Raw genomic sequence first — 23,858 nt, 5'->3', positions numbered from 1 at the left:
TAGTTCTACTACATATGATTCGGTCTGGTCATGTAGTGGAAATACAACGGCAAACGCGCCGTCATAGGGAAGCCGCTTGCGTCCGAGCCCCGCAATGCGTAGGTAAACAGAAGTTCAATTGACAGTGAATCTAGTTTTAGTACAAAATTCTTGCCAGAACGTCTTGAGAACGTCAGCTTTCCTTGGATTCCCGTGTAGTTGTGACGCCCCGATGCGGTGCGCCTGATGTTGCGGGAAATTAATTTATGTCGTGTTGAGGGGACATTGAATGAGTATTTTCGCAAATAAGCGCAGCAAGACCGCTGCATTTCCATTAAAGCCGGTCGCAGCGGGTTGCGCTTTGTTTGTAGCCGCGATCGCCAGTCCGGCCTACGCGCAGACCAGCGCCGAGGCGCCGGCGGCGACCGAGGCGCCGATCGCGTCCGTCGTCGTGTCCGGTATCCGTCGCGGTATCGAGGGCGCCATCTCGGTCAAGAAGGATTCGAGCTCCATCGTCGAGGCCATCTCGGCCGAAGACATCGGCAAACTGCCGGACGTCAGCATCGCCGAATCGATTTCGCGCTTGCCAGGCCTGGCCGCCCAGCGTGTCGCCGGCCGTGCGCAGGTCATCAGCGTTCGCGGCCTGTCGCCCGACTTCTCGACCACCTTGCTGAACGGCCGCGAGCAGGTCAGCACCGGCGACAACCGCAGCGTCGAATTCGATCAATACCCGTCCGAGTTGATGAGCGGCGTGACCGTGTACAAAACCCCTGACGCCGGCCTGGTCGGCCAGGGCCTGTCGGGCACCATCGACATGCAAACCGTGCGTCCGCTGAACTTCTCCGGCCGCACCGTGGCGTTGAACGCCCGTGGCGAGAAAAATTCGCTGGGCAAGATCGGCAACGCCAAGGACACCGGCAGCCGCTTCAGCGCCAGCTACATCGACCAGTTCGCCAACCGCACCATCGGTATCGCGCTCGGCTACGCGCGCCTGGAAACCCCTATCCTGTCCAATGAGACCGGCCTGTACGAGCCATGGAAACGCGACGCGCGCAACGGCCTCCCGGCCGGCACCTTCGCATCGAACGGCATCAAGGCCGTGGCCCGCAGCGGCGAGAACCAGCGCGACGGCGTCATGGGCGTGCTGCAATACCGTCCGAACAAGCAATGGACCAGCATCCTCGACGTGTACGCGTCGCGCTTCAAGGCCGAGGAGACCGCCAACCAGCTGGAGATCTCGCTGGAGCAGAGCGAATCGAACTACAACCCGGTCCAGGTCAACAACGGCACCATCGCCGGCGGCACGCTCAACAACGTGCGTCCGCTGGTGCGCGGCATGTACAACAAGCGCAAGGATGACATCCGCGCGCTCGGCTGGAGCAATGAATTCCGCAATAGCGACTTCACCATCTTCGCCGACCTGAACTACTCGAAAGCCAAGCGCAACGAGCTGAGCCTGGAAAACAACCTGCAATACAGCAATGGCGGCGCCTCGGCCCTGCTGGACAAGGTCAACCTGGGCTACGGCAACGGCGGCTACTCGCGCCTGACCACCGGCCTCGATTACAGCAACCCGGCCAACCTGTTCGTCGGCAACACCATCTACGGTTCCGGCTACGGCAAGGTGCCGAGCGTGGAAGACGAACTGAAGGGCGCCAAGCTGACCGCCAACGTGCGCGCCGGCGGCGACCTGGAAAAAGTGTTCTCCAGCTTCGACTTCGGCGTCAACTACGCCGATCGCAGCAAGAGCAAGCGCCAGCCTGAAGGCAGCATCAACCTGGTGGGCGCGCCGGTGTCCGTGCCTGGCAGCCTGCAGTATGGCAATGCCGACCTCGGCTTCGCCGGCGCCGGTTCGATCCCGACCTGGAACGTGCCGGGCATGGTCAGCCAGTTCATGTCGTTCCAGCCGAGCGAAGACCTGACCTACCTGATCCCGAAAGCGTGGACGGTCAACGAGAAAGTCGTCACCAGCTTCGCCAAGGCCAACATCGAGACGGAACTGAGCCCGACGGTCAGCCTGCGCGGCAATATCGGCGTGCAGATGCAGAACACCAGCCAGTCGTCCGATTCGCGCTATGTCGACAACAGCGCCCCGGTCGGCAGCCAGATCAAGCCTGTGCACGACGGCAAGAGCTACACCGACTTCCTGCCGAGCCTGAACTTGGCCTTCGGTTTCGAGCACGACCAGACCGTGCGTTTCGGCCTGGCCAAGCAACTGGCGCGCCCACGCGTGGACCAGATGCGTTCGGCGCTGGAAATCAACGTCGACACCACCAAGCGCGAGCCGAACGCCAGCGGCGGCAATGCCCAGCTGGACCCATGGCGCGCCAAGGCGTTCGACATCTCGTACGAGAAGTATTTCGCCAAGAAAGCGTATGTCGCCGCCGCCGCGTTCTTCAAGAAGCTGGACACCTATATCTTCACGCAGACCAAGAGCTACGATTTCTCCAACTACTTCCCGGCAGGCTACCTGATGCCGGACGGTCGTCCGCTGGCTTCGCGCATCGGCAACTACACCGCCGCCTATAACGGCAACGGCGGCATCCTGAAGGGCGTGGAGCTGTCCGGTTCGATGCCGCTGAACATGCTGACGCCGGTGCTCGATGGCTTCGGTGTGAGCGCCAGCGCCACCTACACCGACAGCAAGATCGCCATCGAAGATCCAAGCGGCAGCATTGGTTCGAACATCCCGCTGCCGGGCTTGTCGAAGCGCACCACCAACCTGACCGCCTACTACGAGAAGAATGGTTTCGAAACGCGCATCAGCCAGCGTCGTCGTTCCGACTTCGTCGGCGAGATCGGCAACTTCTCGAACGACCGCGCGCTGCGCTACGTGGTCGGCGAGAACGTCGTCGACTTCCAGATCGGCTACACCTTCAACAGCGGCGCCATGAAGGGTGTCGGCCTGGTCCTGCAGGTCAACAACCTGCGCAACGCCGCGTATGAAACCTACAACGGCGATCGCGCCCAGCAGCTCGAATACGCAAAATATGGCCGCACCGTGATCGCGGGCATGAACTACAAGTTCTAAACCGGTTGTATCTCCGCTCTTCAGCCCCCGCCAGCGCAAGCCGGCGGGGGTTTTTTTATGGCGAGGCTCGATACTTATCGGCGTCCGGCGGTCAGTGCTGGCCGCTGCGCTGCTTGACGCTCGGGCGCTCCGATACGCGTGCGTGCCACGAGGCCAGCGCCGTCAATTCGTCCGGGATGCCGACGCCTGCCGCCGCCGCGTGCAGCAGCGCGCCGTAGGCGGTGATGTCGGCCATCGAGAAGTGGTCGCCGGCGATGTACGGCTGCGTGCCCAGCACGCCGTTGAAATAGCCCAGCCCGCGCTGGAACTTGGCGAACTGGCGCTCGCCCCATTCCTTGCGATGCGCCCACTCCGGACTCTTGTACGCTTCCAGGACCGGTCCCAGGCCTGGTGTCGCGTGGTGGAACCAGTTGCCGATTGTGTCGATCAACTGGTCGTCCGCGCGCTTTTGCATCATGTGGATGACGGCCTTTTCGCGTGGCGTGGTGCCGGTCAGGATGGGATTGCCATCGAGGTTGTCGAGGTATTCGGTGATGGCGACGCATTCGGAAATGAAGGTGCCGTCGTCGAGTTCCAGCACCGGCACCACTCCGGATGGATTCTTGGAGAGGAAAGGTTCCCGTTTGTGCTCGGCCGCGAACAGGTCGACCGGGACGAATTCGATCCGGGCGTCCAGCCCTTTTTCTGCCAGGACGATGCGGATGCGGGCGGGGTTGGGGAAGCCCGGGGTGTCGTGAATTTTCATTGTTGCCTTTGGTGTGAGTTGATCTACCTTTCGGTAGATAGATTACAATCGGTTCGAACGATAGGCGTATCCGGATTTGTCTATCTATCGATAGGTAGATAATAGGGCCGGATGTTTTGCCGCGTCAAGCGATTTTTATTGAGGGTGGATATGGCGAGCGACAAGAAGCAGGAAGTGATGATGGCCGCGCGGCTGATGGTGCAGGCGAACGGCTACAGCGCCTTGAGTTTTCGCGACCTGGCGGAGGCGGTGGGGGTCAAGAGCTCCAGCATCCACTACTATTTCCCCACCAAGGGGGATTTGGGGGCGGCGCTGGCGCGTCAGTACACCGAGGAGTTTTTGGCGTATTTGAACGGTTTGGTCGACGAGAAGCTCGATTGGCAGATTTGTATCGCCCGGTATGTGGAGGTGTTTCGCGATACGCTGCTGCGCGAGAACCGCATGTGCATGGCGGGGATACTGGCCGCCGAGCGGCCCGGCCTGGCGCCGGAGGTGAGGGTGGAGGTGGAGCGGTTCACGACCCTGATTGTCGAGTGGCTGGCGCGCGTGCTGGCAAGCGGCAAGCCTAAGATGGCGCCGGCGGCCGTCAAGTCGTGGGCGTTCGCGGTGTTCTCGGCGGTGGAGGGCGCGCAGCTGGTGGCGCGCGGGTGTGATGATGTGACGGTGTTCGATCGGACCTTGGAGGCGTACCGGGCAGCGGGGTTGCTGCCCTGAGCGCGGTGGGGGGCGAGGGCGGCTACGTGTTTCCGTGGCTTTTTCGCTTACTGCTTTTGGGCGGCGGCGAAGGCGGCGTTTTGCTGGTCGAGCCACGTTTTCAACGGCGCGAAATACTCCAGCAGCGCGCCGCCGTCGATCTTGTCCTCGCCCGATATCGCCTTCAGCGCTTCCGGCCATGGCTTGCTGGCGCCCATCGCCAGCATTTGCTGCAGCTTGGCGCCGGCCTTGGCGTTGTCGTACACCGAGCAGCGGTTCAAAGGACCCGTATAACCGGCCTCGCGGCACAGCGCGCGGTGGAACTGGAACTGCAGCATGTGCGCCAGGAAGTAGCGCGCGTACGGCACGTCGGCCGCGACGTGGTACTTGGCGCCGGCGTCGAAACCACCGGCCACCATCGCCGCCGGACGCTTCACGCCCATGTACTGCTCGCGCAGCTGCCACCAGGTCTTGTCGAAATCCTCAGGCTTGGTCTTGCCGGCATAAACGTCCCAGCGCCACTTGTCCACCGAGTACGCGAACGGCAGGAACGCCACCTTGGCCAGCGCGCGGTTCAGCAGGTCGCCGATGTCGGCGTCCGCTGGCGGCGCCTGCTCCATCAGGCCGACCTTCTTCAGGTAATCCGGCGTGATCGACAGCGCGACGGTGTCGCCGATGGCTTCGTGGAAGCCGTCGTTGGCGCCATTGCGGAACAGGAAGGGCTGCTTGTTATAAGCCAGGAAGTAGTAGACGTGACCCAGCTCGTGGTGGATGACGGTGAAATCCTCGGCCGTCGGCGTGATGCACATCTTGATGCGCACATCGTCCTTTTCATTCAGCGGCCAGGCGGAGGCGTGGCAGACGACGTCGCGGTCGCGCGGCTTGGTCAGCAGCGAGCGTTCCCAGAACGTGGCCGGCAGCTTCTGCATGCCCAGCGAGGTGTAGAAACGCTCGGCATACTGCGTCATTTGCTTGGCGTCGGTCTTGCGCGCTTCCAGCACCTTGGTCAGGTCGTAGCCGCTGGCGCCCGTCTTCGGCTTGAGGATCGGGTACAGGTTGTCCCAGCTCTGGCTCCACATATTGCCGAACAGGTGGGACGGAATGGGGCCGGTCAGCGGCACCACGTCGGGGCCGTAGGTTTCGCGCAGCTTGTAGCGGGTGTAGGTGTGCAGCGATTCGTACAGCGGCTTGACCTGCTGCCACAGGCGCTCCATCTCGGCGGCGAAGGCTTCCGGCGGCATGTCGTACTGCGCGCGCCACATGGCGCCGGTGTCGGCAAAGCCCATCTGCTTCGCGCCCTTGTTCGACAGCGCGATATATTCGGTGTACTTGTCCTTGTACGACGGCGATTGCGCGTGCCAGCCCAGCCACATCTCCTTGAGTTTGGGCTCGTCGCGGCTGTTCGCCAGCACCTTTTCCATCTCGCCCAGCGCCATGCAGGAGTCGCCGGTGCCGTCGTCCTTCTTGACGCAGTATTTGGCCTTGCCGTAGGCGCCATTCAGCGCCGCCTGCAGCTGGGCGTATTGTTCGCGCTCCTTCGGATCGGCGAAGACCAGCGTTTGCTGCAGCAGCATCAGCTTGCGCGCCGATTCCGTCGGCAGTTTCAGGCCGTTGAAACGGCGCGCGCCGATCGCCGCTTCGCCGGACGCAGTCAGATAGCGTTCGGCGAAGTAGGAGGTGATCGCTTCCGTGTCGTCGGTGATGAAGTTGGAGCCAACCCAGGCGCCGCGCGCCTGTTCGTTGTTCAGTTTATTGAGGCGTTCTTCCGTGTCGGCCAAAAAGCGTTCCGCTTCGGCGACGGTCGGTTTTTTTGCGGGGGCGGCCAGCGCGGTAACGCTGACGGCTGTCATGGCGGTAGCCGCCAGCAGCGTGCTGATAATTTTTGGTGTCAAGTGCATCTCCCTGGGTAGTCGTATCGGCCATTGAACCCCTTGGTTCAATGGCCAATAATCATACACGCTTACAGGGCGATGGAGACGGTCCGCGAAGGCATGGCGTTGGGCGGCAGCACCAGTGTCAGCAGCTTGCTGCCGGCGTCCCACGCGAAGGTCGTCACCGTGCCGTCGACCCGCACCGACGCCGGCTTCGTGCCGACGTTGTGCACCGTCAGGTCGATGCTGCGCTCCGGCCGGCGGTAGTTGTCGCCGATGGCCGAGTCGATGTTGATCGACAGGCCGCGCCGATACACCTTGCTGGTGAAAGTCACCAGCTCGTACTTGCCATGTTCGAACGCCTGCGCGGTCAGGCCGTCGTCGTCGTACAGCTTGCCGGTGGCGGTTTTGACCGAGGCGTCGTGGTAGTAGTGCAGCTCGATGTTCCTGGTGGTGTAGTCGCGCGTCGTCTGCACCACGCGCGTCATCGGGATGAAGGCGCCGGCGCGCACGTACACCGGCACGTGGCCGGGGCTGAGCTTCACCGACCGGGTCGCGCCGCCGGCCTGCCGCTCGCCGGTATAGAAGTCGAACCACGCGCTGGTGGCGGGGAAGTAGACGTCGGCCTTGACCGCGCCCGCCTTCATCACCGGTGTGACCAGGAAGTCTTTGCCCCACAGGTAGGTCGACGACATCGCCCGCACCTTGGCATTGCCCGGCTCCTCGTACACCATGGGGCGCATCAGCGGCAGCCCTTTCTGGTTGTTGTCGAAGGCGAGCGTGTAGTTATAAGGCAGCAGGCGATAACGCATGCGGATGGCGTCGCGCGCCAGCGCCTTGGTTTTGTCGTCGCGGAAGATCGGCTCCGACGGCACCTCCTCCTGCGCGTGCGGGCGGAATACCGGCTGGAACACGCCGTACTGCAGCCAGCGCGCATACAGTTCGTTGTCCAGCACCGGGTTGGCGAAGCCGCCCAGGTCCGAGTGCATGTAGCCCGCCCCCTGCATCCCCATTTGCAGCGAGATCTCCGGCTGCGATTGCAGTCCGGCCCAGCTGCGGTCCACGTCGCCGGACCACGGGATGATGCCGTAGCGCTGCGTGCCCGAGTACCCCGCGCGCATCAGGATGAACGGGCGCTCGGTGGGGAAGTCCTTTTCGTAGCCCTCGGCCACCAGCCTGGCCCACTGGTGGCCGTAGATGTTGTGGACCTCGTCGGCGCCGCCGGTGGCGTGGCGCATTTCGGTCGGGTGCAGCTCCGGCTCGCCCAGGTCGCCCCAGACGCCGGTCACGCCCTGCAGGCGCAGGTCGCGGTAGATATTCCACAGCCAGTCCTTGCCGGGCTGGCCGAAGATGTCGATCAGGCCCGTATGGCCGAAGAAGAAGTCGTAGGCCAGCGGCGCGCCGTTGGCGTCGGTGCCGAGGATCTTCTTGTCGACCGCTTCCTTCCAGCGGCTGGAGGTGTCGACGATGAACGGTTCGCTGATGACCACCGTCTGCACGCCTTTTTGCTTGAAGTCCGAGATCATGCCGATCGGGTTGGGGAAGTTGTCCGCGTCCCAGGCCAGGTTGCCCATCGTGCCCTTGACCTCCTTGCCGAACCAGTACAGATCGAAGACGATGGCGTCGAGCGGGATGTCGTCGGCGATGAATTTGTCGACCACCGCGCGCGCCTCCGCCTCGTCGTGGTAGCCGAAGCGCATCGCGAAGTTACCGAAGGCCCAGCGCGGCGGCATCGGCTGCTTGCCGGTCAGGTAGGTGTAGTTGTCGACCACGTCCTCCCATTTGTCGCCGGCGACGATTTGATAGGTCTTGCGGCCGCCGATGGTTTCCCAGCGCAGGCTGTTGTCCTTCTTGCTGTCGAAATCGAGGTAGCCGGTGCGGGTGTTGTCGAAGTGGAGGGCGTACAGTTTCGACGACAGCGCGATCGGCATGCCGTAGTTAAGCTGCTTCGATGTCGCGCCGTAGCCGTAGTCCGCCTTGTTATACAGCGTGAAGCGGTTGCCGCGCCGGTTCATGCCGACCGCGCGCGCGCCGGCGCCATACAAGGCCTCGTCCTTGTCGAGCGCGAATTCGATCGCCTCCAGCACGCGCGGCTGGCCCTTGTTGATATCCTTGCTGCCGGTCGCGACGTCGTCGGTGACCTTCATGTAGCCCTTCTTCTCCGCGACCAGCTGCTTGCCCTTGTACGCGTAGGAGATCTGGAACGGCGACTTGGTGACCGTGACCACCAGGCCCGGCGTCGCGTACTCGATCTTGTTGGCCTTGTCCGAGAACGAGGTGGTGACCGCCGCCGGCGCCAGCACCACCGCGTGCGAGGCCGGATCGGCCGTCTCGCCCTCGGGAATGAAGGTGGTCTCGATGATGCTGCGGGTGTAGGGCTTGATCAGATAGACGCCGTCGCTGGTGCGCACTTCCATATAGCCGCCATGCAGCTTGGCGCTGGCGAAGATGCGGCCGGCGTTCTGCGCCAGCGCGGACGGGGCGTGGCCGGCAAACAGCGTGAATAGCGCCAATGGCAAAACGGCAAGTTTTACGAAGGGATTTCTTCTCATGTGGGGTAGGAGTCTCGTGTATGTGATGTATTTTGTTGTTTGGCTACATTTGGCTACAAAATTTGGTCCAAGGTGCGCCATTTAGCGTTATTTTACCTTGGTATCCTTTCAATTGACACTCATGGGGTGTCGTGTTATTTTGCTACAAATTTCAATAATCGGGACGCGTCGCATGAAATCTTCCAGCAGCAAGCCCATACTGTCGTTCTGGCAGTTATGGAATATGAGCTTTGGCTTTTTCGGTATCCAGTTCGGCTTCGCGCTGCAGAATGCTAACACCAGCCGGATTTTCTCCACACTGGGCGCCAATCCCGACGATTTGTCCCTGTATTGGCTGGCGGCGCCGGTCACCGGCCTGCTGGTGCAGCCCATCATCGGCTACCTGAGCGACAACACCTGGCACCCGCAATGGGGCCGCCGCCGTCCGTTCTTCTTCGTCGGCGCGCTACTGGCGTCGCTGGCGCTGTTCCTGATGCCGAATTCCTCGGCGCTGTGGATGGCGGTGATCGTGCTGTGGATGCTCGACGCCGCGATCAACGTCTCGATGGAACCGTTCCGCGCCTTTGTGGGCGACAAACTGGGACCGTCGCAGCAGACCGCCGGCTTCGCGATGCAAACCTTCTTCATCGGCTGGGGCGCGGTGATCGCCTCGCTGCTGCCGACCATCTTCGCCGACTATCTGGGCGTGAGCAACGTGCCGGTCAACGGCGCCATCCCGGACACGGTGCGCTATTCGTTCTACGCGGGCGGCGCGATCTACATGAGCGCCGTGATGTGGACCGTGCTGACCGCGAAGGAGGAACCACCGAGCGACCTCGAAGCCTTCCGCGCCGAACAGCAGCGCACCAAGGGCCTGGGCCGCGCGCTGACGGAGATCTTCGGCGGCTTTGGAAAAATGCCGAAAACGATGGTGCAGCTGGCGGCCGTGCAGTTCTTTACCTGGATCGGCCTGTTCGCGATGTGGATCTACACCACCAACGCCATCGGCGAAAACGTCTACGGCACCACCGACGCGCAATCGGCCGCTTTCCAGCAGGCCGGCAACCACGTCGGCGTCATGTTCGCCGTCTATAGCGGCGTATCCGCGCTGGCGGCGTTCATCCTGCCCATCTTCGCGCGCCACACCAGCCGCAAGTTCGTGCACATGACCTGCCTGGCCATCGGCGGCGCGAGCCTGATCAGCCTTTTCGCGATCCGCGATCCGAACATGGCCTTCGTGCCGATGATCGGCGTCGGCATCGCGTGGGCCAGCATCCTGACCATGCCGTACGCGATCCTGGCCGGCGCGCTGCCCGCCAACCGCATGGGCTACTACATGGGCGTGTTCAATTTCTTCATCGTGATTCCGCAAATCGTCAGCGGCCTGCTGCTCGGCTTCATGACCAAGCAGGTGTTCGACGGCCATGCCGTCAAGACGCTGATGCTGGGTGGCGTGTGCATGCTGGTGGCGGCGATTCTGACCTTATCCGTCCAAGATAACGCGGACCCGAAGGGCTGATGCTGTAATATTGTTCGTGAGACAAGTAAGTTGTGCGACGCGATTTGGCCGGAACAGGTACAACCGTCGCAGCGCGGTGACGCGCGGCCAGGCGGAATTGTAAACCCGTCGTTGTCACCCCGATTTCACCAATTTGTCATTCTTATCCACCCGGAGCGAACATGAGCATTCAGACAGTCACCACCACACCTTTCCCTGGCCAGCGGCCGGGGACTTCCGGCCTGCGGAAAAAAGTCACCGTCTTCCAGCAGCCGTCCTATCTCGAGAATTTTGTGCAAAGCGTGTTCGATACGCTGGGCGAAGTCGCCGGTAAAACGCTGGTGGTCGGCGGCGATGGCCGCTTCCACAACCGCGAGGCGGTGCAGGTCATCCTGCGCATGGCTGCGGCGCACGGCTTTGCCAAGGTGCTGGTCGGCCAGGGCGGCATCCTGTCGACGCCCGCCGTCAGTTGCGTGATCCGCAAGCACGCCGCGCTGGGTGGCATCGTGCTGTCGGCCAGCCACAATCCGGGCGGACCGGATGGCGACTTCGGCATCAAGTACAACATCGCCAACGGCGGTCCCGCGCCGGAGAGCGTGACCGAGGCGATCTTCCAGCGCACCGAATCGATCACCGCCTACCGCATCAGCGACGCCGCCGTGATCGACCTGAATAAGATCGGCGCCTCGCGCATCGAGCAAATGGACGTCGAAGTGATCGACTCCGTGGCCGACTACGCGGAACTGATGCAGGAGCTGTTCGATTTCGACGCCATCAAAAAACTGTTCGGCGGCGGCTTCCGCATGTGTTTCGACGGCATGTCCGCCGTCTCCGGCCCGTACGCCAAGGCGATCCTGGAAGGGATGCTGGGCGCGCCGGCCGGCACCGTCATCAACGGCGAGCCGCTGGAGGACTTCGGCGGCCACCACCCGGATCCGAACCCCGTCAACGCCGCCCAGCTGATCGAGCTGATGGCCGCCGACGACGCGCCGGATTTCGGCGCCGCGTCGGACGGCGACGGCGACCGCAACATGATCGTCGGCCGCAAGTTCGACGTCACACCGTCGGACAGCCTGGCCGTGCTGGCCGCGAACGCGACGCTGGCGCCGGGCTATAAGGCCGGCCTGAAAGGCATCGCCCGCTCGATGCCGACGTCGCAGGCGTCCGACCGCGTGGCCGCCGCGCTGGGCATTCCAAGTTTCGAGACGCCGACCGGCTGGAAGTTCTTCGGCAACCTGCTCGACGCCGGCCAGGCGACGCTGTGCGGCGAGGAGAGCTACGGCACCGGCTCGGACCACATCCGCGAAAAGGACGGCCTGTGGGCCGTGCTGTTCTGGCTTAACCTGCTGGCCGTCACCGGCAAGTCGGTCGAGCAGCTGGTCAGCGAGCATTGGGCGCGCTTCGGCCGCAACTACTACTCGCGCCACGACTACGAGGGCGTGCCGGTCGAAGGCGCCAATGAGCTGATGGATTCGCTGCGCATCAAGCTGGCGACCCTGAAGGGCCAGGACCTGGGCCACTACGTGGTCGATTTCGCCGATGATTTCGAATACACCGATCCGATCGACGGTTCGGTGTCGAAGAAGCAGGGCATCCGCATCGTCATGACCAACGGCTCGCGCATCGTGTTCCGTTTGTCGGGCACCGGCACGGAAGGGGCGACCTTGCGCGTTTATCTGGAGCGCTACGAGGACGATCCGGCCATGCACCACCTGCCTACCCAGCAGGCGCTTTCCGCATTGATCTTGATCGCCGAGCAGGTCGGCGGCATCGAAGGATGGACCGGACGCGCGCGTCCGACCGTCACCACATAACTACATAAGGACGACAGCATGGAATGGACCAAGTGGAGCAAACGTACAACCCTGGCAATGGCTGTGGCGCTGGCCTTCGGCGCACCGGCGGTGGCCGCCGAGCCGGTGGCTAAATCGGCGGCGACGCCGATGGCCGCAAAAAAGCCATTTCTGTGGGAGAACGCCACAGTCTATTTCCTGCTGACGGACCGCTTCAACAACGCCTTCACCGGCAATGACCTGGCCTATGGCCGCAACGCCGATGCCGCGCCGCTGCGCGGCTTCATGGGCGGCGACCTGGCTGGTATCACCAACAAAATCAACGATGGCTATTTCGATAGCCTGGGCGTGAACGCGATCTGGCTCACGCCGCCGGTGGAGCAGATCCACGAAGGCACCGATGAAGGCACCGGCAAGTCCTACGGCTTCCACGGCTACTGGGCCAAGGATTTCACCACCGTCGACGCCAACCTGGGCACCGAAACCGATTTCCGCAATTTCGTCGAAGCCGCGCATGCGCGCGGCATCCGCGTCATCCTCGACGTGGTGATGAACCACATCGGTCCGGAGACGACGATCGACAAGGCATGGCCGCAGCAGTGGGTGCGCACCGAACCGATGTGCACGCACAAGGACGCGAAGAGCACCATCGAATGCACCCTGGTGAAGAACCTGCCCGATGTGCGCACCGACAGCAACGAGGAGGTCGAGTTGCCGCCGCAACTGGTGGAAAAGTGGCGACGCGAAGGCCGCTACACGCAGGAGGCCAAGGAGCTGGACGAATTTTTCAAGCGTACCGGCTACCCGCGCGCGCCGCGCTACTACCTGATGAAGTGGCACGCCGACTGGATACGCAAGTACGGCGTGGACGGCTTCCGCGCCGACACCGTCAAGCACGTCGAGGCCGGGGTGTGGAAGGAATTGCGCACCGTTGCCGATGCGGCGTTCGAGGATTGGAAGCGCGCCAATCCGGACAAGAAGCTTAGCGACGACAAGTTCTACATGACGGCGGAAGTGTATAACTACGACATCGCCCATGGCCAGAATTTCGATCTGGGCGGACAGAGCGCCAATTATTATCAAAACGGCTTCGATAGCCTGATCAATTTCGGCCTGGTGCGCGACGCGAACAAGGATTACGAGTCGCTGTTCAGCAGTTATTCGAACACGCTGCACGGCGGCGCCTTGAACGGCTACTCGGTGCTGAACTATATCGATTCGCACGACTACGACCAGCCGTTCGACCGCGAGCGCAAAAAGCCGTTCGAGAGCGCGACCAAGCTGCTGCTGGCGCCCGGCGCCGTGCAGATCTACTACGGCGACGAAACCGCGCGCAAGCTCGATCAGGCCGACGCGGTGGGCGACGCCAAGCTGCGGACCTTCATGAACTGGGATGAGCTGGAGCAGAACACGGCGCGCAACGGCTACAAGATCGCCGACGTGCGCGCGCACTGGAGCAAGCTTGGGTTGTTCCGCCAGGCGCATGTGGCGGTGGGGGCGGGGGTGCACCAGCAGCTGCAGGCCAAGCCGTATGTGTTCAAGCGGACCTATGACAAGGGCGGGCTGCGCGACAAGGTTGTCGTGGCGCTGGACCTGCCGACCGATAAGGCCAGCACGATCGATGTGCATGGGGTGTTCGCCAATGGCCAGAAGGTCAAGGACTACTACTCGGGCAAGACGGCCGTGGTCAAAGGCGGCAAGGTTGGTTTCGGCACGCGCAACGCGATAGTGCTGATAGGGCAATAACCGGGACCGCTGATATCCGTGGTGTCGGCACGATGCGTCCGGCACCCGCTATCTAACGCGTCTGGTGCCGGCGGCGGGACGCCGCCATGCTAACCTTCGGCCGCGCCAGCGAGCATAATACACGCGCCTCGCGCCGTGGAATGCTCGCGGCCACCGCATCTTCCCACCCGCTGCTGTCGCGGCACCAGGCCGCGAAGGCTTCCACCTCCAACGGACGCGCGAACAAATAACCCTGCGCCTCGTCGCAACCGGCCGAGCGCAGGAAGGCCAGCACGTCGCCGCGCTCGACGCCTTCCGCCACCACCCGGTGTCCCAAATCCTGCGACATCGTGATCATCGTCCTGACCAACCCCTGTTGGCGATAGTCGTCCTCCAACCCAAGAATGAACGACTGGTCGATCTTGACCACATTGGCCGGCATGCGCTGCAGGTACGACAGGCTGCTGTAGCCTGTGCCGAAGTCGTCGATCGCCAGGTGAACGCCGGTGCCGGCCAGCACTTCGAGCATGGCGTTGGCCTTGACCGGCTGCTCCATGATGGCGCTTTCGGTGATCTCCAGTTCCAGGCACTCCGGCGGCAGCCCATATTGTTCCAATCCGGCGACCACGCGGTCGGCCAGGTCGGGTTCCAGCAGATTGGAGGCAGAGACGTTGAGCGATAGCTGGAGTTCCAGGCCGGCGGCGCGCCATGCCTGCTGCTGGCGCAACGCGCGGTCCAGCACCCAGGCCGTCGTCGCCTGGGCCAGGCCGGAGCGCTCGATGATGGGAATGAACTCGCCGGGGCCGATCGGGCCGAGCGTCGGGTGGGTCCAGCGCAGCAGCGCCTCGGCGCCGATGCACTCGCCGCTGGCGATGTCGATGCGCGGCTGGTAGACCAGGCGCAGTTGATCGCGGCTGATCAGCGCGGCCGCGAAGTCGTTGAGCAGGTTGAAACGGCGCCGGTACAGGCGATCTTCCACCGCCGAGTATACGGCGACGTGGGTGGCGCTGTCGGCGGCGTCGTGCGCGGCGCTTTGCGCCTGGCGCAGCACGTTCAAGCCGTCGGCGGTGCCGACTTCGAACGGCGCCACGCCGATCGACGGCGTGGTGACAAAGCGCAGCTTGCTGATGCTCATGCCCATCTCCAACCTCTCTTCCAGGACCGGCAAGTAGTCGTCGAGCGTCATGCCCGGCTCGGACAGCAGCGCGAACTGCATGGCGGCGACGTGGTAGACCTTGCGGCGCGGCCCTGTCTCGGCGCGTATCCAGGCCGCCGAATCGATCACCAGCTCGTCGAGGAAGGAGGGATTCAAGGCGCGCGCGGCGTGCGACATCTGCTCGGGGGTGGCGAGGTTGATCAGCACCGCCAGCCTTTGTTCGTCGGCGGGCCGGTCGCGCTGCATGTCCTGGAAGTCTTCGATGAACTGGCTGCGGTTCGGCAGGCCGCTGAGCGGGTCCATGCGGCCCAGCGCGTGGTGCATCTCGATCTGCGCCATGACCATGGCCGCGAGGTCGGACAGGATCTCGAGTTCCGCCTGCGTGGTCTCGCGCGGCTCGGTGCCGAGCACGCATATCGCGCCAAGGCAGTAGCCGTCGATGGTGGTCAGCGGCGCGCCCGCGTAGTAGCGGATGCCGCTGGCGGCCAGCGGGCTTTCGCGGAAGGACGCGTCGTTCAGCAGATCGGGGATCACCAGCACGCGGCGGCTGTCGGCCACTTCGCCGCAGGGCGCTTGCCGGCGCGGGATCGACGTGTGCTCGACTCCCACGCGCGACTTGAACCACTGGCGGTCTGCATCCGTCAGCGACACCGCCGCAATGGGCAGGTCGAACAGCCGCGCGGCCATGCGGGTGATGCGGTCGAAGGCGTCGCTGGGCGGCGTGTCGAGCAGATTGAGTTTATTGAGCGCCTCCAGCCGGCGCGCTTCATTGAGTTGGCAAGAAATAGTCATGATCCGGTCATCTTGTTGTTTGGTTGGACAAGGTGCTATTCAATGCGGGGTGAGGCACTGGCGGGCGCGGTGTCGTGAGGTCACTGGCGCCTGTTGAACGGCGAGAGGCGAGCGTGTTTAAGGCTCGGCGGCTCCGATGGTGCTTGCATCAAGGGAAATATTATTGCGCTGATGAAATAAATAATAGCACGATTTTTTAATCGTTGCGCAATAGACGCGTAAATCTTGCTCTGGGATAAGTAGGAAAGTGCCGACACGGGTGGGCCGGAGCTTACCTTGTCGCTTTATTGATACTGCGGATCGGTGGAGAGGGAATAGGGGGCGTCGGCCGGGGAGGTGGCGCGCCCTGTGTCGGGCCGCGCCGTCATGTCGAAGTCCAGCGTGGCGCCACGCGTCAGGTCGGCGTGAGCGAGCCAGTTCTTCGAGGTGGCCTTGCCGTCGACCTTCAGCGAGCGCACGTAACGCCTGGTATCGCTGTTGGCGCGGGCGTTGATGACGATGGTCTTGCCGTTCTCCAGCTTCAGGGTCGCTTTTTTGAACAGCGGCGCGCCGACCACGTACTGCGGCACGGCCGGCGTGACCGGGTAGAAGCCGAGCGCGGAGAAGACGTACCACGCGGAGGTCTGGCCGTTGTCCTCGTCGCCGCAGTAGCCGTCCGGCGTCGGTTTGTACATGCGGTTCATCGTCTCGCGCACCCAGTACTGGGTTTTCCAGGGTGCGCCGGCGTAGCCGTACAGGTAGGTCATGTGCTGGATCGGTTGGTTGCCGTGGGCGTACTGGCCCATGTTCGCGATCTGCATTTCGCGGATCTCGTGGATAACGGCCTTGTAGTAGCTCTCGTCGTAAATCGGCGGCAGCGTGAAGACTTCATCGAGTTTGGCGACGAACTTTTCGCGCCCGCCCATCAGCCCTATCAGCCCGTTCACGTCCTGGAACACCGACCAGGTGTAGTGCCAGCTATTCCCTTCGGTGAAGGCGTCGCCCCATTTGAAGGGATTGAACGGCGACTGGAAGGTGCCGTCCTGGTTCCTGCCGCGCATCAGACCCGTCTCCGGGTCGAACAGCTTTTTGTAGTTCAGCGCGCGCTGGCCGTAGATGGCGATCTCCGAGCGCGGCTTGCCCAGCGCCTTGCCCAACTGGTAGATGGCGAAATCGTCGTACGCGTATTCGAGCGTGCGCGCGGCGTTCTCGTTGATCTTGACGTCGTACGGCACGTAGCCCAGTTCATTGTAGTAGCCGACGCCGGCGCGGCCGACGGCGCTCATCGGACCTTCGTTGTTGGCGCCGTGCTTGAGCGCCTGCCACAGCGTTTCAATATCGTAGCCGCGCAGGCCTTTGATGTACGCCTCCGCCACGACGGAGGCGGAGTTATTCCCGATCATGACGTTGGCGTAGCCGGGGCTGGACCACTCGGGCAGCCAGCCGCCCTCCTTGAAATCGTTGACCAGGCCCGCCTGCATTTCGCGGTTGATCGACGGGTACATCAGATTGAGGAACGGGTAGAGCGCGCGGAAGGTATCCCAGAAGCCGGTGCCGGCGAACATATGGCCCGGCAGGACCTGGCCGTTGTATGGACTCCAATGGACGATCTGGTTGTCGGCGTCGATCTCGTAGAGTTTATTCGGGAAGAACAAGGTGCGATACAGGCTGGAATAGAAGGTGCGGGTCTGCTCCTCGCTGCCGCCTTCGACGTTGATGCGGCCCAGTGTCTTGTTCCAGATATCCCTGCCTTTTTGCGCGGTCGCGTCGAAGCTGTCGTTGGCCAGTTCGCGCTTGAGGTTGAGCTCCGCCTGTTCCTCGCTGATGAAGGAGGAGGCCACCTTCATGCCGACCTTTTCGCCTTTCGCGGTCTTGAAGCCGACCAGCGCCCCGGCATGGTCGGCCGCCAGCTCCAGCACGTCGCCGGCCAGCTGGTCGCCGTTCCACAGCCTGGTCGAGGCGAACGGCTTGTCGAACTGGATGACGAAATAGTTCTTGAAGCTCTTGGGCAGCGGACCGCGCGCGTGGCGGGTGCTGTAGCCGACGATCTTGCGCTCGGCCGGGATGACCTTGATGTACGAGCCTTTGTCGTAGGCGTCCACCACCACGTAGGCCTCGTCGGTGTTGGGGAAGGTGAAGCGGAACTGCGCGGCGCGCTCGGTTGGGGTGATTTCCGTCGTCACGTCGGCGTCGGCCAGATAGACGCTGTAGTAATAAGGCTTGGCCACTTCCGCCTTGTGCGAGAACCAGCTGGCGCGGTCGTCCTGCGTGAATCTGGGTTTGCCGCCCGCCTGGCCGACCACCGACATGATGGCGAACTGGCCGTAGTCGTTCATCCACGGCGACGGCTGGTGCGTTTGCTTGAAGCCGCGGATTTTGTCGGCGTCGTAGGTGTAGGTCCAGCCGTTGCCCATCTTGCCGGTCTGCGGCGTCCAGAAATTCATCCCCCACGGCAGGGCGATGGTCGGGTAGGTGTTTCCGTTGGAGAGTTGGGGCTTGCTGGCGGTGCCCATCAGCGGGTTGACCCAATCGACCGGATCGACGACCGGCGCCGCCGATGCCAATGTGGTTAATGCGAACAACACAGCCGAAAGATAAAGTTTCATGATCTGATGGGACGATGGGAATCCGAAAAGATACCACGTCCGCCAGCGTAGATCTAATCCGCCGTGCATGCGCCGCCAACGCCATATGTCTGTCAGCGCACCAGCACCGCCACCCCGGCCCCGAGCAGCGCCAGAGATCCCGCCGCGATACCGCTGCGCGGCACCCTCCGCACCGCATACGTCAGCATCAGCACCGCCATCCATCCAGCCGCCGTCAGCGCCCCCAGCCACAGTACCCAGCCCTGCGAGCTCCCCCGCAACGCCAGACAAGCCAGCAGCGACAACAACAGCTGCCCGCAACCGAACCAGCGCAGCCGGCGGCGCTGCGCCGGCGACGGTTCCGTGCCGCGTCCGTGCACGTCGGCCCAATGGCGATCCATCGCAAGGCCCAGAAAAGCGAATCCCGAAAACGCCCAGGCCACCGCCGCGCATCCCGTCACTACCGCGTAAAGCGAAGTCATGCCGCATTCCCCGCAAGTCGAGTTTTTGCCACTGGCGCACGCCCCAGTCGCATCGAAGCATAAAGCAGCAGGCCGCCGATCAGCAAGGTCACGCCATCGAAACCGGCCAGCGCCCACAAGCCATTCGGGATGCTGACCAGCAGATGGGCGCCGCCGGTCGCGCCGTTCAGCACCGGCAGCAGCGCGAACAGCATGCCGCCCGTGAGCAGCTGCAAGCGCCACATCGGGCGCGATGGCCAGGCCAGTCCCGCCACCATCGCCACCGCCCACGCGGTGAAGAACCAGCCCGCCTCCGCCGCCGGACGCTCGGCCAGCCCCACAGGCAGCAGCCGGTTGGCCCAGAAGTAGGACGCCATGGCCACCGGCAGGCCGGCGACCGCGCCGATGTTGAGGCCATCCACCAGCCGCAGGCCGAAGCCGATGCGGCCCGCCTTCAGGTGCTTGGGTTTTTCCTTGACGGCCCACAGCAGCAGCCCGGTGGCGACCATCGCGCAGCCGGCCAGGCCGGAGATGAAGAACAGCGCGCGCAGCAGCGGATCGGCGAAGCGGCCGATGTGCAGCCCGTACATGACGCCACGCGTCTCCACGGCGGCGCCGCGTCGCGCGTCTGGCGATGGCAGCGGCCGGCCGGTGACGCCGTCGTAGATAAGCGTCGGCAGGTCGGAGCTGACGCCGTGTCCCTCCTGCCGGGTGACGGCGATGGTGGCCGCCGCATCGTTGGGGAAATCGACCACGATGTGGCCGGCGGGCGCGCCACCCCAGGCCTGGCTGGCGTGGGCGATCACGGGACCGAGCGGTGTCAATGGCGCGGCCACGCCGGAGGCTTTGGGGCCCTTCGGCGAGCCGGGGAACAGCTCCGCGAAGAAAGCCTTGTCGTTATTGTTGTAGGCGACCTTCACACCCCACGGCATGTACATGAACATCAGCGTCACCAGGCCGGTGTAGGTGATCATCAAATGGAAGGGTAGCGCCAGCACCGCGCTGACGTTATGGAAATCGAGCCACGAACGCTGGCCCTTGCGCGGCCGGAAGGTGAAGAAGTCCTTGAAGATGCGCTTGTGGGTGACGATGCCGGACAGGATGGCCACCAGCATCGACATGGCGCAGATGCCGACGATCCAGCGCGCCACCGGCACCGGCATGTAGTGCAGGTCGAAGTGCAGGCGGTAGAAAAAGTCGCCGCCGCGCGTGGAGCGCGCATCGGCCAGTTCGGCGCCGCTGGCCGGGTCCAGCAGGGCCTCCTCGAAACGGCGCCGGCCCTTGCCTTTGGCTTTTTCTTCGCCCGCCGGCGGCGCCCACATGGTTTGTACCGCCGGCTCGCGCCCGCTCGGCAGGGAAACGAACCAGCGCTCGCTATCGGGGGCGCGCTTTTGCAGCGCGCGCGCGGCTTGATCGGCCGCCATCGCCTGCGTCACCGGCGAGATCGCCGTTTGGTGCAGCTCGGGTTTCATCCACAGCGTAATTTCGTCGCGGTAGTAGCTGGACGTGCCGGCCATGAAGATCAGCATCAGCACCCAGCCCACCAGCAGGCCAGACCAGGTGTGCAGCCAGGCCATCGATTGACGGAAGCCTTCCTTCATGCCCTCGCTCCTTGCGCGCCGACCGCCAGCAGCAGCGCGAACGGCAGCGCAGCCAGCAGCAGGCCGCCCAGCGCGCGCAGGGGCGTGCGCGCGGCGAAGCACCACATGATCGTGCACGGATAAATAATCAGGCCGGTCATGGTGGCGGTCAGCGCGGCTTCGACGCGGGCGATGGGCAGCCACATGGCCAGCGCCGCCGCGATCGCGGCCGCCACCGCGTAGCCGCCGAAGATGGCGATCAGCGCGCGCAGGGCGACGCCGGCGCGGTAGCGCAATTGGGGCGCTTTCTGGGGCTGCGACACAGTCATAGGGGTCTTTCAAGGGAGAAGGGAGGTTTTCTCTCTTTGATGGCGATGACGTGGCTGGTGCGGGACGGGCTGCGGGCGCAAACGCAAATGAGAATTATTCCATTATCGTGGGAGCGCGGCGATTTTGCAAGCCCAGAAGAACACCGGGGGGCGCTGTTACTCGACGAATACGGTTGCGCTGCGCGCGGGGAGCGTGAATGTGCCGGTGGTGGCGTCGTACCGCGCCTCGCTTGCCACGCGCTGGTCCGCCGCGCCGGGGCGCAGATGCACCGGATGCAGCCGGTAGCGGCGGTTCTTTTCCTCGTCCACGGTGACGCGCTGCGAGACCTTGTCGACGTTGATCAGATACGTGATCGACTTGAAGTTGGCGCCGGCGTAGCCCGCGCCGTCCAGATGCGCGACGATCACCGTCGGCACCTGCGCCGATCCGGTGTTGTGGAAGCGCAGCCGCTGCTGGACGTCGGCCGAGGTCCGCATGCGGAACAGCGTGCTGCTGGAGCGGATCGCCAGCAAATCGCGGAAGGCGTCGCGCGACCAGGCGATGTCCGCCGGCGCCGGCTTGATCGCGGCGTTGGCCAGCAAGGGCTTCATCAGCGCGTAGTCCTTGCCGTTGTCCTCTTCGCGCGGCAGGCCGGCGCCGTAGTAGTTGTCCTGGTAGGTCCAGTCCAGGCGATTGAACCAGTCGCCCGATTCGAAGCTGTTGCGGTCCAGCGATTTGGAGCGCAGGATGTCGAAGCCGGCGTGGAAGTACGCCACGCCCTGGCTGAAGGCGTTGATGGCGGCGCCCAGCATTTGCACCTGCGCGCGCTCCGCTCCCGTGGTTTCCGGCGGCAGCTTGTAGACGTTGATGTCGAACAGCGTTTGATTGTCGTGGTTCTCGACGTAGTTGACGGTTTCCGACGGCTCGCTGGCGTAACCGGCCGGCTGGTTGCCGCCGTAGACGATCGCCTGCAGCTGTTTGGTTTCGTCCTGCCAGGTGCGCATCGTGTAGTTGCGCAGCGAGCCGGCCAGGCCGACCTTGACCATGTCCGACGCCTGCAGCAGGTCGGCGGCCGGGCGCGCCGGCGCTTGCGCGTTGGGCGCGTAGACCAGGCCATTGATATAGCCCTGCTGCGCGACGATCTGCGCGCTGCCGTCGCTGGCTCCGCCGCCGCGCATGGCGTCGCGCGCGCGGTCGCTGAAGGTGCCGATGCCGCTGCCGTTCAGCGACAGCTGCGACGCCTGCACGAAGCGGGCGCCATCGGCCACTTCGCCGAAGTTCCAGCCTTCGCCGATCAAGTCGATGCGGCGGCCGGTCGCGCGGTTGACGCGCGCCTGCAACTCCTCCATCGCGGCGCGCGGCTGGTGGCCCATCAGGTCGAAGCGGAAGGAGTCGATCTTGTACTGCACCGCCCATGTTTCCACCGAGTCGATCATCAGCTTGGCCATCATCAGGTTTTCGGTGGCGGTGTTGTCGCAGCAGGTCGAGCGTTCGATGCCGCCGGTCGCGTTCAGGCGGTGGTAGTAGCCGGGCACCACGCGGTCCAGCACTGACTTCTGATTCTGGCCGGCGATGAAAGTGTGGTTGTAGACCACGTCCATGCCCACGCGCAGGCCGGCCTTGTGCAGCGCCTGCACCATCTGGCGGAATTCGACGATGCGTCTTGCGCCGTCGGCCGGATCGGTGGCATAGCTACCTTCGGGCGCGGTGTAGTGATACGGGTCGTAGCCCCAGTTGTAGCAGTCGGTGAATTTGACCTTGGTGACCTCCGCCTGTTGTTCCAGGCCGTCCGGCTTGAGGCCGGGCAGGGCGGCGATGTCCGGCGAAACGCAACCTTGTTCCGGCACCGTGGCGATGTCGTAGACCGGCAGCAGATGGATGTCGGTCATGCCGGCGCGGCTCAGCGCGGCCAGGTGCTTCATGCCGTTGGAGCCGGCCTCCGTGAAGGCGGTGTACTTGCCCCGGTTGGCCGCGCTGACGGTGCTGTCGTTGATCGAGAAGTCGCGCACGTGCAGTTCGTAGACCGTCATGTCGGTCGGCGCGGCGACCTTTTTCGGCGACGGCGTTCTGTCCCAGCCGGCCGGTTTGAGCTTGGCGGCGTTGAGGTTGGCGACGTAGCTGCGCTTGGAGTCGGTGGTCAGGCTGACCGAGTATGGATCGGTGACCAGGTTGCGCACGATGCCGGCGGTGGGCGTCATGACGTCGACAATGTATTGGTAATAGGCGCCGCTGGCCCGTGCCGACCAGACGCCGGTGGCGTCGTCGCGGTCCATCGGTGTTATGGCGCTCGCCTTGGACGAGCCGCTGGCGTAGGTGCACACGGCCACATGCTGCGCGGTGGGCGCCCACAATTTGAAGGCCGCGCCGCGCGGACCGGCGGTCACGCCGAGGTCCTTGACCTTGGCGGCGCCGGCGTAAAGGTCGTCCAGCGCGCCGGCGATTTGCAGCGACGTCACATCGCGCACGACGCCGTCCTCTCCTTCCTGTACCAGCAGCACTTGCTGCGTCAACAGCCGCGCCGCGTCCGGAACGCTCAGCACAGCGCCGTCGCGGACGAATTTGAAGCGCTGCGCGACATCGGACGGCACATCGCCGTCGAAGCGCGACAGCGTCAGCACGCCGTCCGCACCGGTGACGCGCGCGCCCGGCGCCGCGCGCAGCAGGGCATTGGCGGAATAATAGAGTTTGAACGCGCCGTTGCCGGCATCGGCGCCCGGCCATTTGATCAACTGGCGGTTGAGCCAGTAAGCGCGGGCGTCGGTGGCGGGCGCCGCATGCAGCGGCGTCGCAAACGCTCCGTCGCAATCCGCAAGGACCGGCGCCGCCGAGGCCGCCAAACATGCCAGCGCCAGGACGCCCCCGAACGAACCCGCCATCAAATGCCTACCAGCCATATTCCGTCTCCAAACCGTTGATTTGGGTAGTGCGGCTACAAAAGTGGTGCATTACCCGTAAATTTGGCGGTTATGGTACTCCAGAATCTGTAGTTTCGGTACGAGACACCGGCTATCGACTTTGACTTCTTATCAAAAATTAACATAAAGCTGCATGGTGTGGGGTTTTTCTTGCCGGTTTGTTTACACCCTGTGCCGCACTGTACACCCTGTATCAATCGGTAATTGTCGGGTAA

The 23,858-nt window shown here is 63.7% G+C and carries 14 protein-coding genes; 5 read left to right on the top strand and 9 right to left on the bottom strand.

What is annotated here, in order from left to right:
* Positions 1–340 precede the first annotated feature (340 nt).
* The gene (locus tag MRBLMU1_RS15660; protein WP_363502933.1) at positions 341–3,010 is read left to right on the top strand and encodes a TonB-dependent receptor; all 2,670 of its coding nucleotides are present in this window, start codon (positions 341–343) and stop codon (positions 3,008–3,010) included.
* 91 nt (positions 3,011–3,101) lie between these two features.
* On the opposite strand, the gene MRBLMU1_RS15655 is transcribed toward MRBLMU1_RS15660, so the two are convergent.
* Complete coding sequence (locus MRBLMU1_RS15655) at positions 3,102–3,755, bottom strand: glutathione S-transferase family protein (RefSeq protein WP_363502932.1); 654 nt, start codon at positions 3,753–3,755, stop codon at positions 3,102–3,104.
* Between the two features lie 150 nt (positions 3,756–3,905).
* Between MRBLMU1_RS15655 and MRBLMU1_RS15650 the strand changes: the two genes are divergently transcribed.
* Positions 3,906–4,469 carry a TetR/AcrR family transcriptional regulator gene (locus MRBLMU1_RS15650; protein ID WP_363502931.1) on the top strand — a complete coding sequence of 188 codons (564 nt, stop codon included), beginning with the start codon at positions 3,906–3,908 and terminating at the stop codon, positions 4,467–4,469.
* 47 nt (positions 4,470–4,516) lie between these two features.
* Here MRBLMU1_RS15650 and MRBLMU1_RS15645 read toward each other — a convergent pair whose 3' ends face one another.
* Positions 4,517–6,346 (bottom strand): M2 family metallopeptidase, encoded by a 1,830-nt coding sequence (locus tag MRBLMU1_RS15645; RefSeq protein ID WP_363502930.1) that lies wholly within the window; start codon positions 6,344–6,346, stop codon positions 4,517–4,519.
* Between the two features lie 62 nt (positions 6,347–6,408).
* On the bottom strand, positions 6,409–8,838 hold the full coding sequence (locus tag MRBLMU1_RS15640; RefSeq protein ID WP_363502929.1) for a TIM-barrel domain-containing protein: 2,430 nt from the start codon (positions 8,836–8,838) through the stop codon (positions 6,409–6,411).
* Between the two features lie 205 nt (positions 8,839–9,043).
* On the opposite strand from MRBLMU1_RS15640, the gene MRBLMU1_RS15635 reads away from it, so the two are divergent.
* The 3 genes from MRBLMU1_RS15635 (at position 9,044) to MRBLMU1_RS15625 (ending at position 13,887) form a co-directional block, all read left to right on the top strand.
* The gene (locus MRBLMU1_RS15635; protein ID WP_363502928.1) at positions 9,044–10,369 is read left to right on the top strand and encodes an MFS transporter; all 1,326 of its coding nucleotides are present in this window, start codon (positions 9,044–9,046) and stop codon (positions 10,367–10,369) included.
* 161 nt (positions 10,370–10,530) lie between these two features.
* Positions 10,531–12,162: an alpha-D-glucose phosphate-specific phosphoglucomutase gene (locus MRBLMU1_RS15630; RefSeq protein WP_363502926.1), complete on the top strand. Its 1,632-nt coding sequence runs from the start codon at positions 10,531–10,533 to the stop codon at positions 12,160–12,162.
* Positions 12,163–12,180: 18 nt separating this feature from the next.
* Positions 12,181–13,887, top strand: coding sequence for an alpha-amylase family glycosyl hydrolase (locus MRBLMU1_RS15625; RefSeq protein ID WP_363502924.1), 1,707 nt, complete (start codon positions 12,181–12,183; stop codon positions 13,885–13,887).
* 52 nt (positions 13,888–13,939) lie between these two features.
* Here MRBLMU1_RS15625 and MRBLMU1_RS15620 read toward each other — a convergent pair whose 3' ends face one another.
* The 6 genes from MRBLMU1_RS15620 to pulA all read right to left on the bottom strand — a co-directional run bounded on the left by MRBLMU1_RS15620 (position 13,940) and on the right by pulA (position 23,622).
* On the bottom strand, positions 13,940–15,814 hold the full coding sequence (locus tag MRBLMU1_RS15620) for a putative bifunctional diguanylate cyclase/phosphodiesterase (RefSeq protein WP_363502922.1): 1,875 nt from the start codon (positions 15,812–15,814) through the stop codon (positions 13,940–13,942).
* A gap of 284 nt (positions 15,815–16,098) precedes the next feature.
* Positions 16,099–18,399, bottom strand: coding sequence for a GH92 family glycosyl hydrolase (locus MRBLMU1_RS15615; RefSeq protein ID WP_363502920.1), 2,301 nt, complete (start codon positions 18,397–18,399; stop codon positions 16,099–16,101).
* A gap of 92 nt (positions 18,400–18,491) precedes the next feature.
* Positions 18,492–18,860, bottom strand: coding sequence for a DUF3325 domain-containing protein (locus tag MRBLMU1_RS15610; protein ID WP_363502918.1), 369 nt, complete (start codon positions 18,858–18,860; stop codon positions 18,492–18,494).
* The gene (locus MRBLMU1_RS15605) at positions 18,857–20,440 is read right to left on the bottom strand and encodes a PepSY-associated TM helix domain-containing protein (protein ID WP_363502916.1); all 1,584 of its coding nucleotides are present in this window, start codon (positions 20,438–20,440) and stop codon (positions 18,857–18,859) included. Before MRBLMU1_RS15605 ends, MRBLMU1_RS15610 begins: the two co-directional genes overlap by 4 nt.
* Positions 20,437–20,748 (bottom strand): iron transporter, encoded by a 312-nt coding sequence (locus MRBLMU1_RS15600; RefSeq protein WP_363502914.1) that lies wholly within the window; start codon positions 20,746–20,748, stop codon positions 20,437–20,439. The genes MRBLMU1_RS15605 and MRBLMU1_RS15600 overlap by 4 nt, the downstream gene beginning before the upstream one ends.
* 156 nt (positions 20,749–20,904) lie before the next feature.
* The gene (gene pulA / locus MRBLMU1_RS15595) at positions 20,905–23,622 is read right to left on the bottom strand and encodes a pullulanase-type alpha-1,6-glucosidase (protein WP_363502912.1); all 2,718 of its coding nucleotides are present in this window, start codon (positions 23,620–23,622) and stop codon (positions 20,905–20,907) included.
* Between the last annotated feature and the right edge of the window lie 236 nt (positions 23,623–23,858).

The organism is Burkholderia sp. LMU1-1-1.1 (assembly GCF_040675865.1).
Taxonomy (GTDB): Bacteria; Pseudomonadota; Gammaproteobacteria; order Burkholderiales; family Burkholderiaceae_D; genus Rugamonas.
Note: the sequence above shows the minus strand (reverse complement) of the source record. Positions and strands in the feature narration are given on the sequence as shown.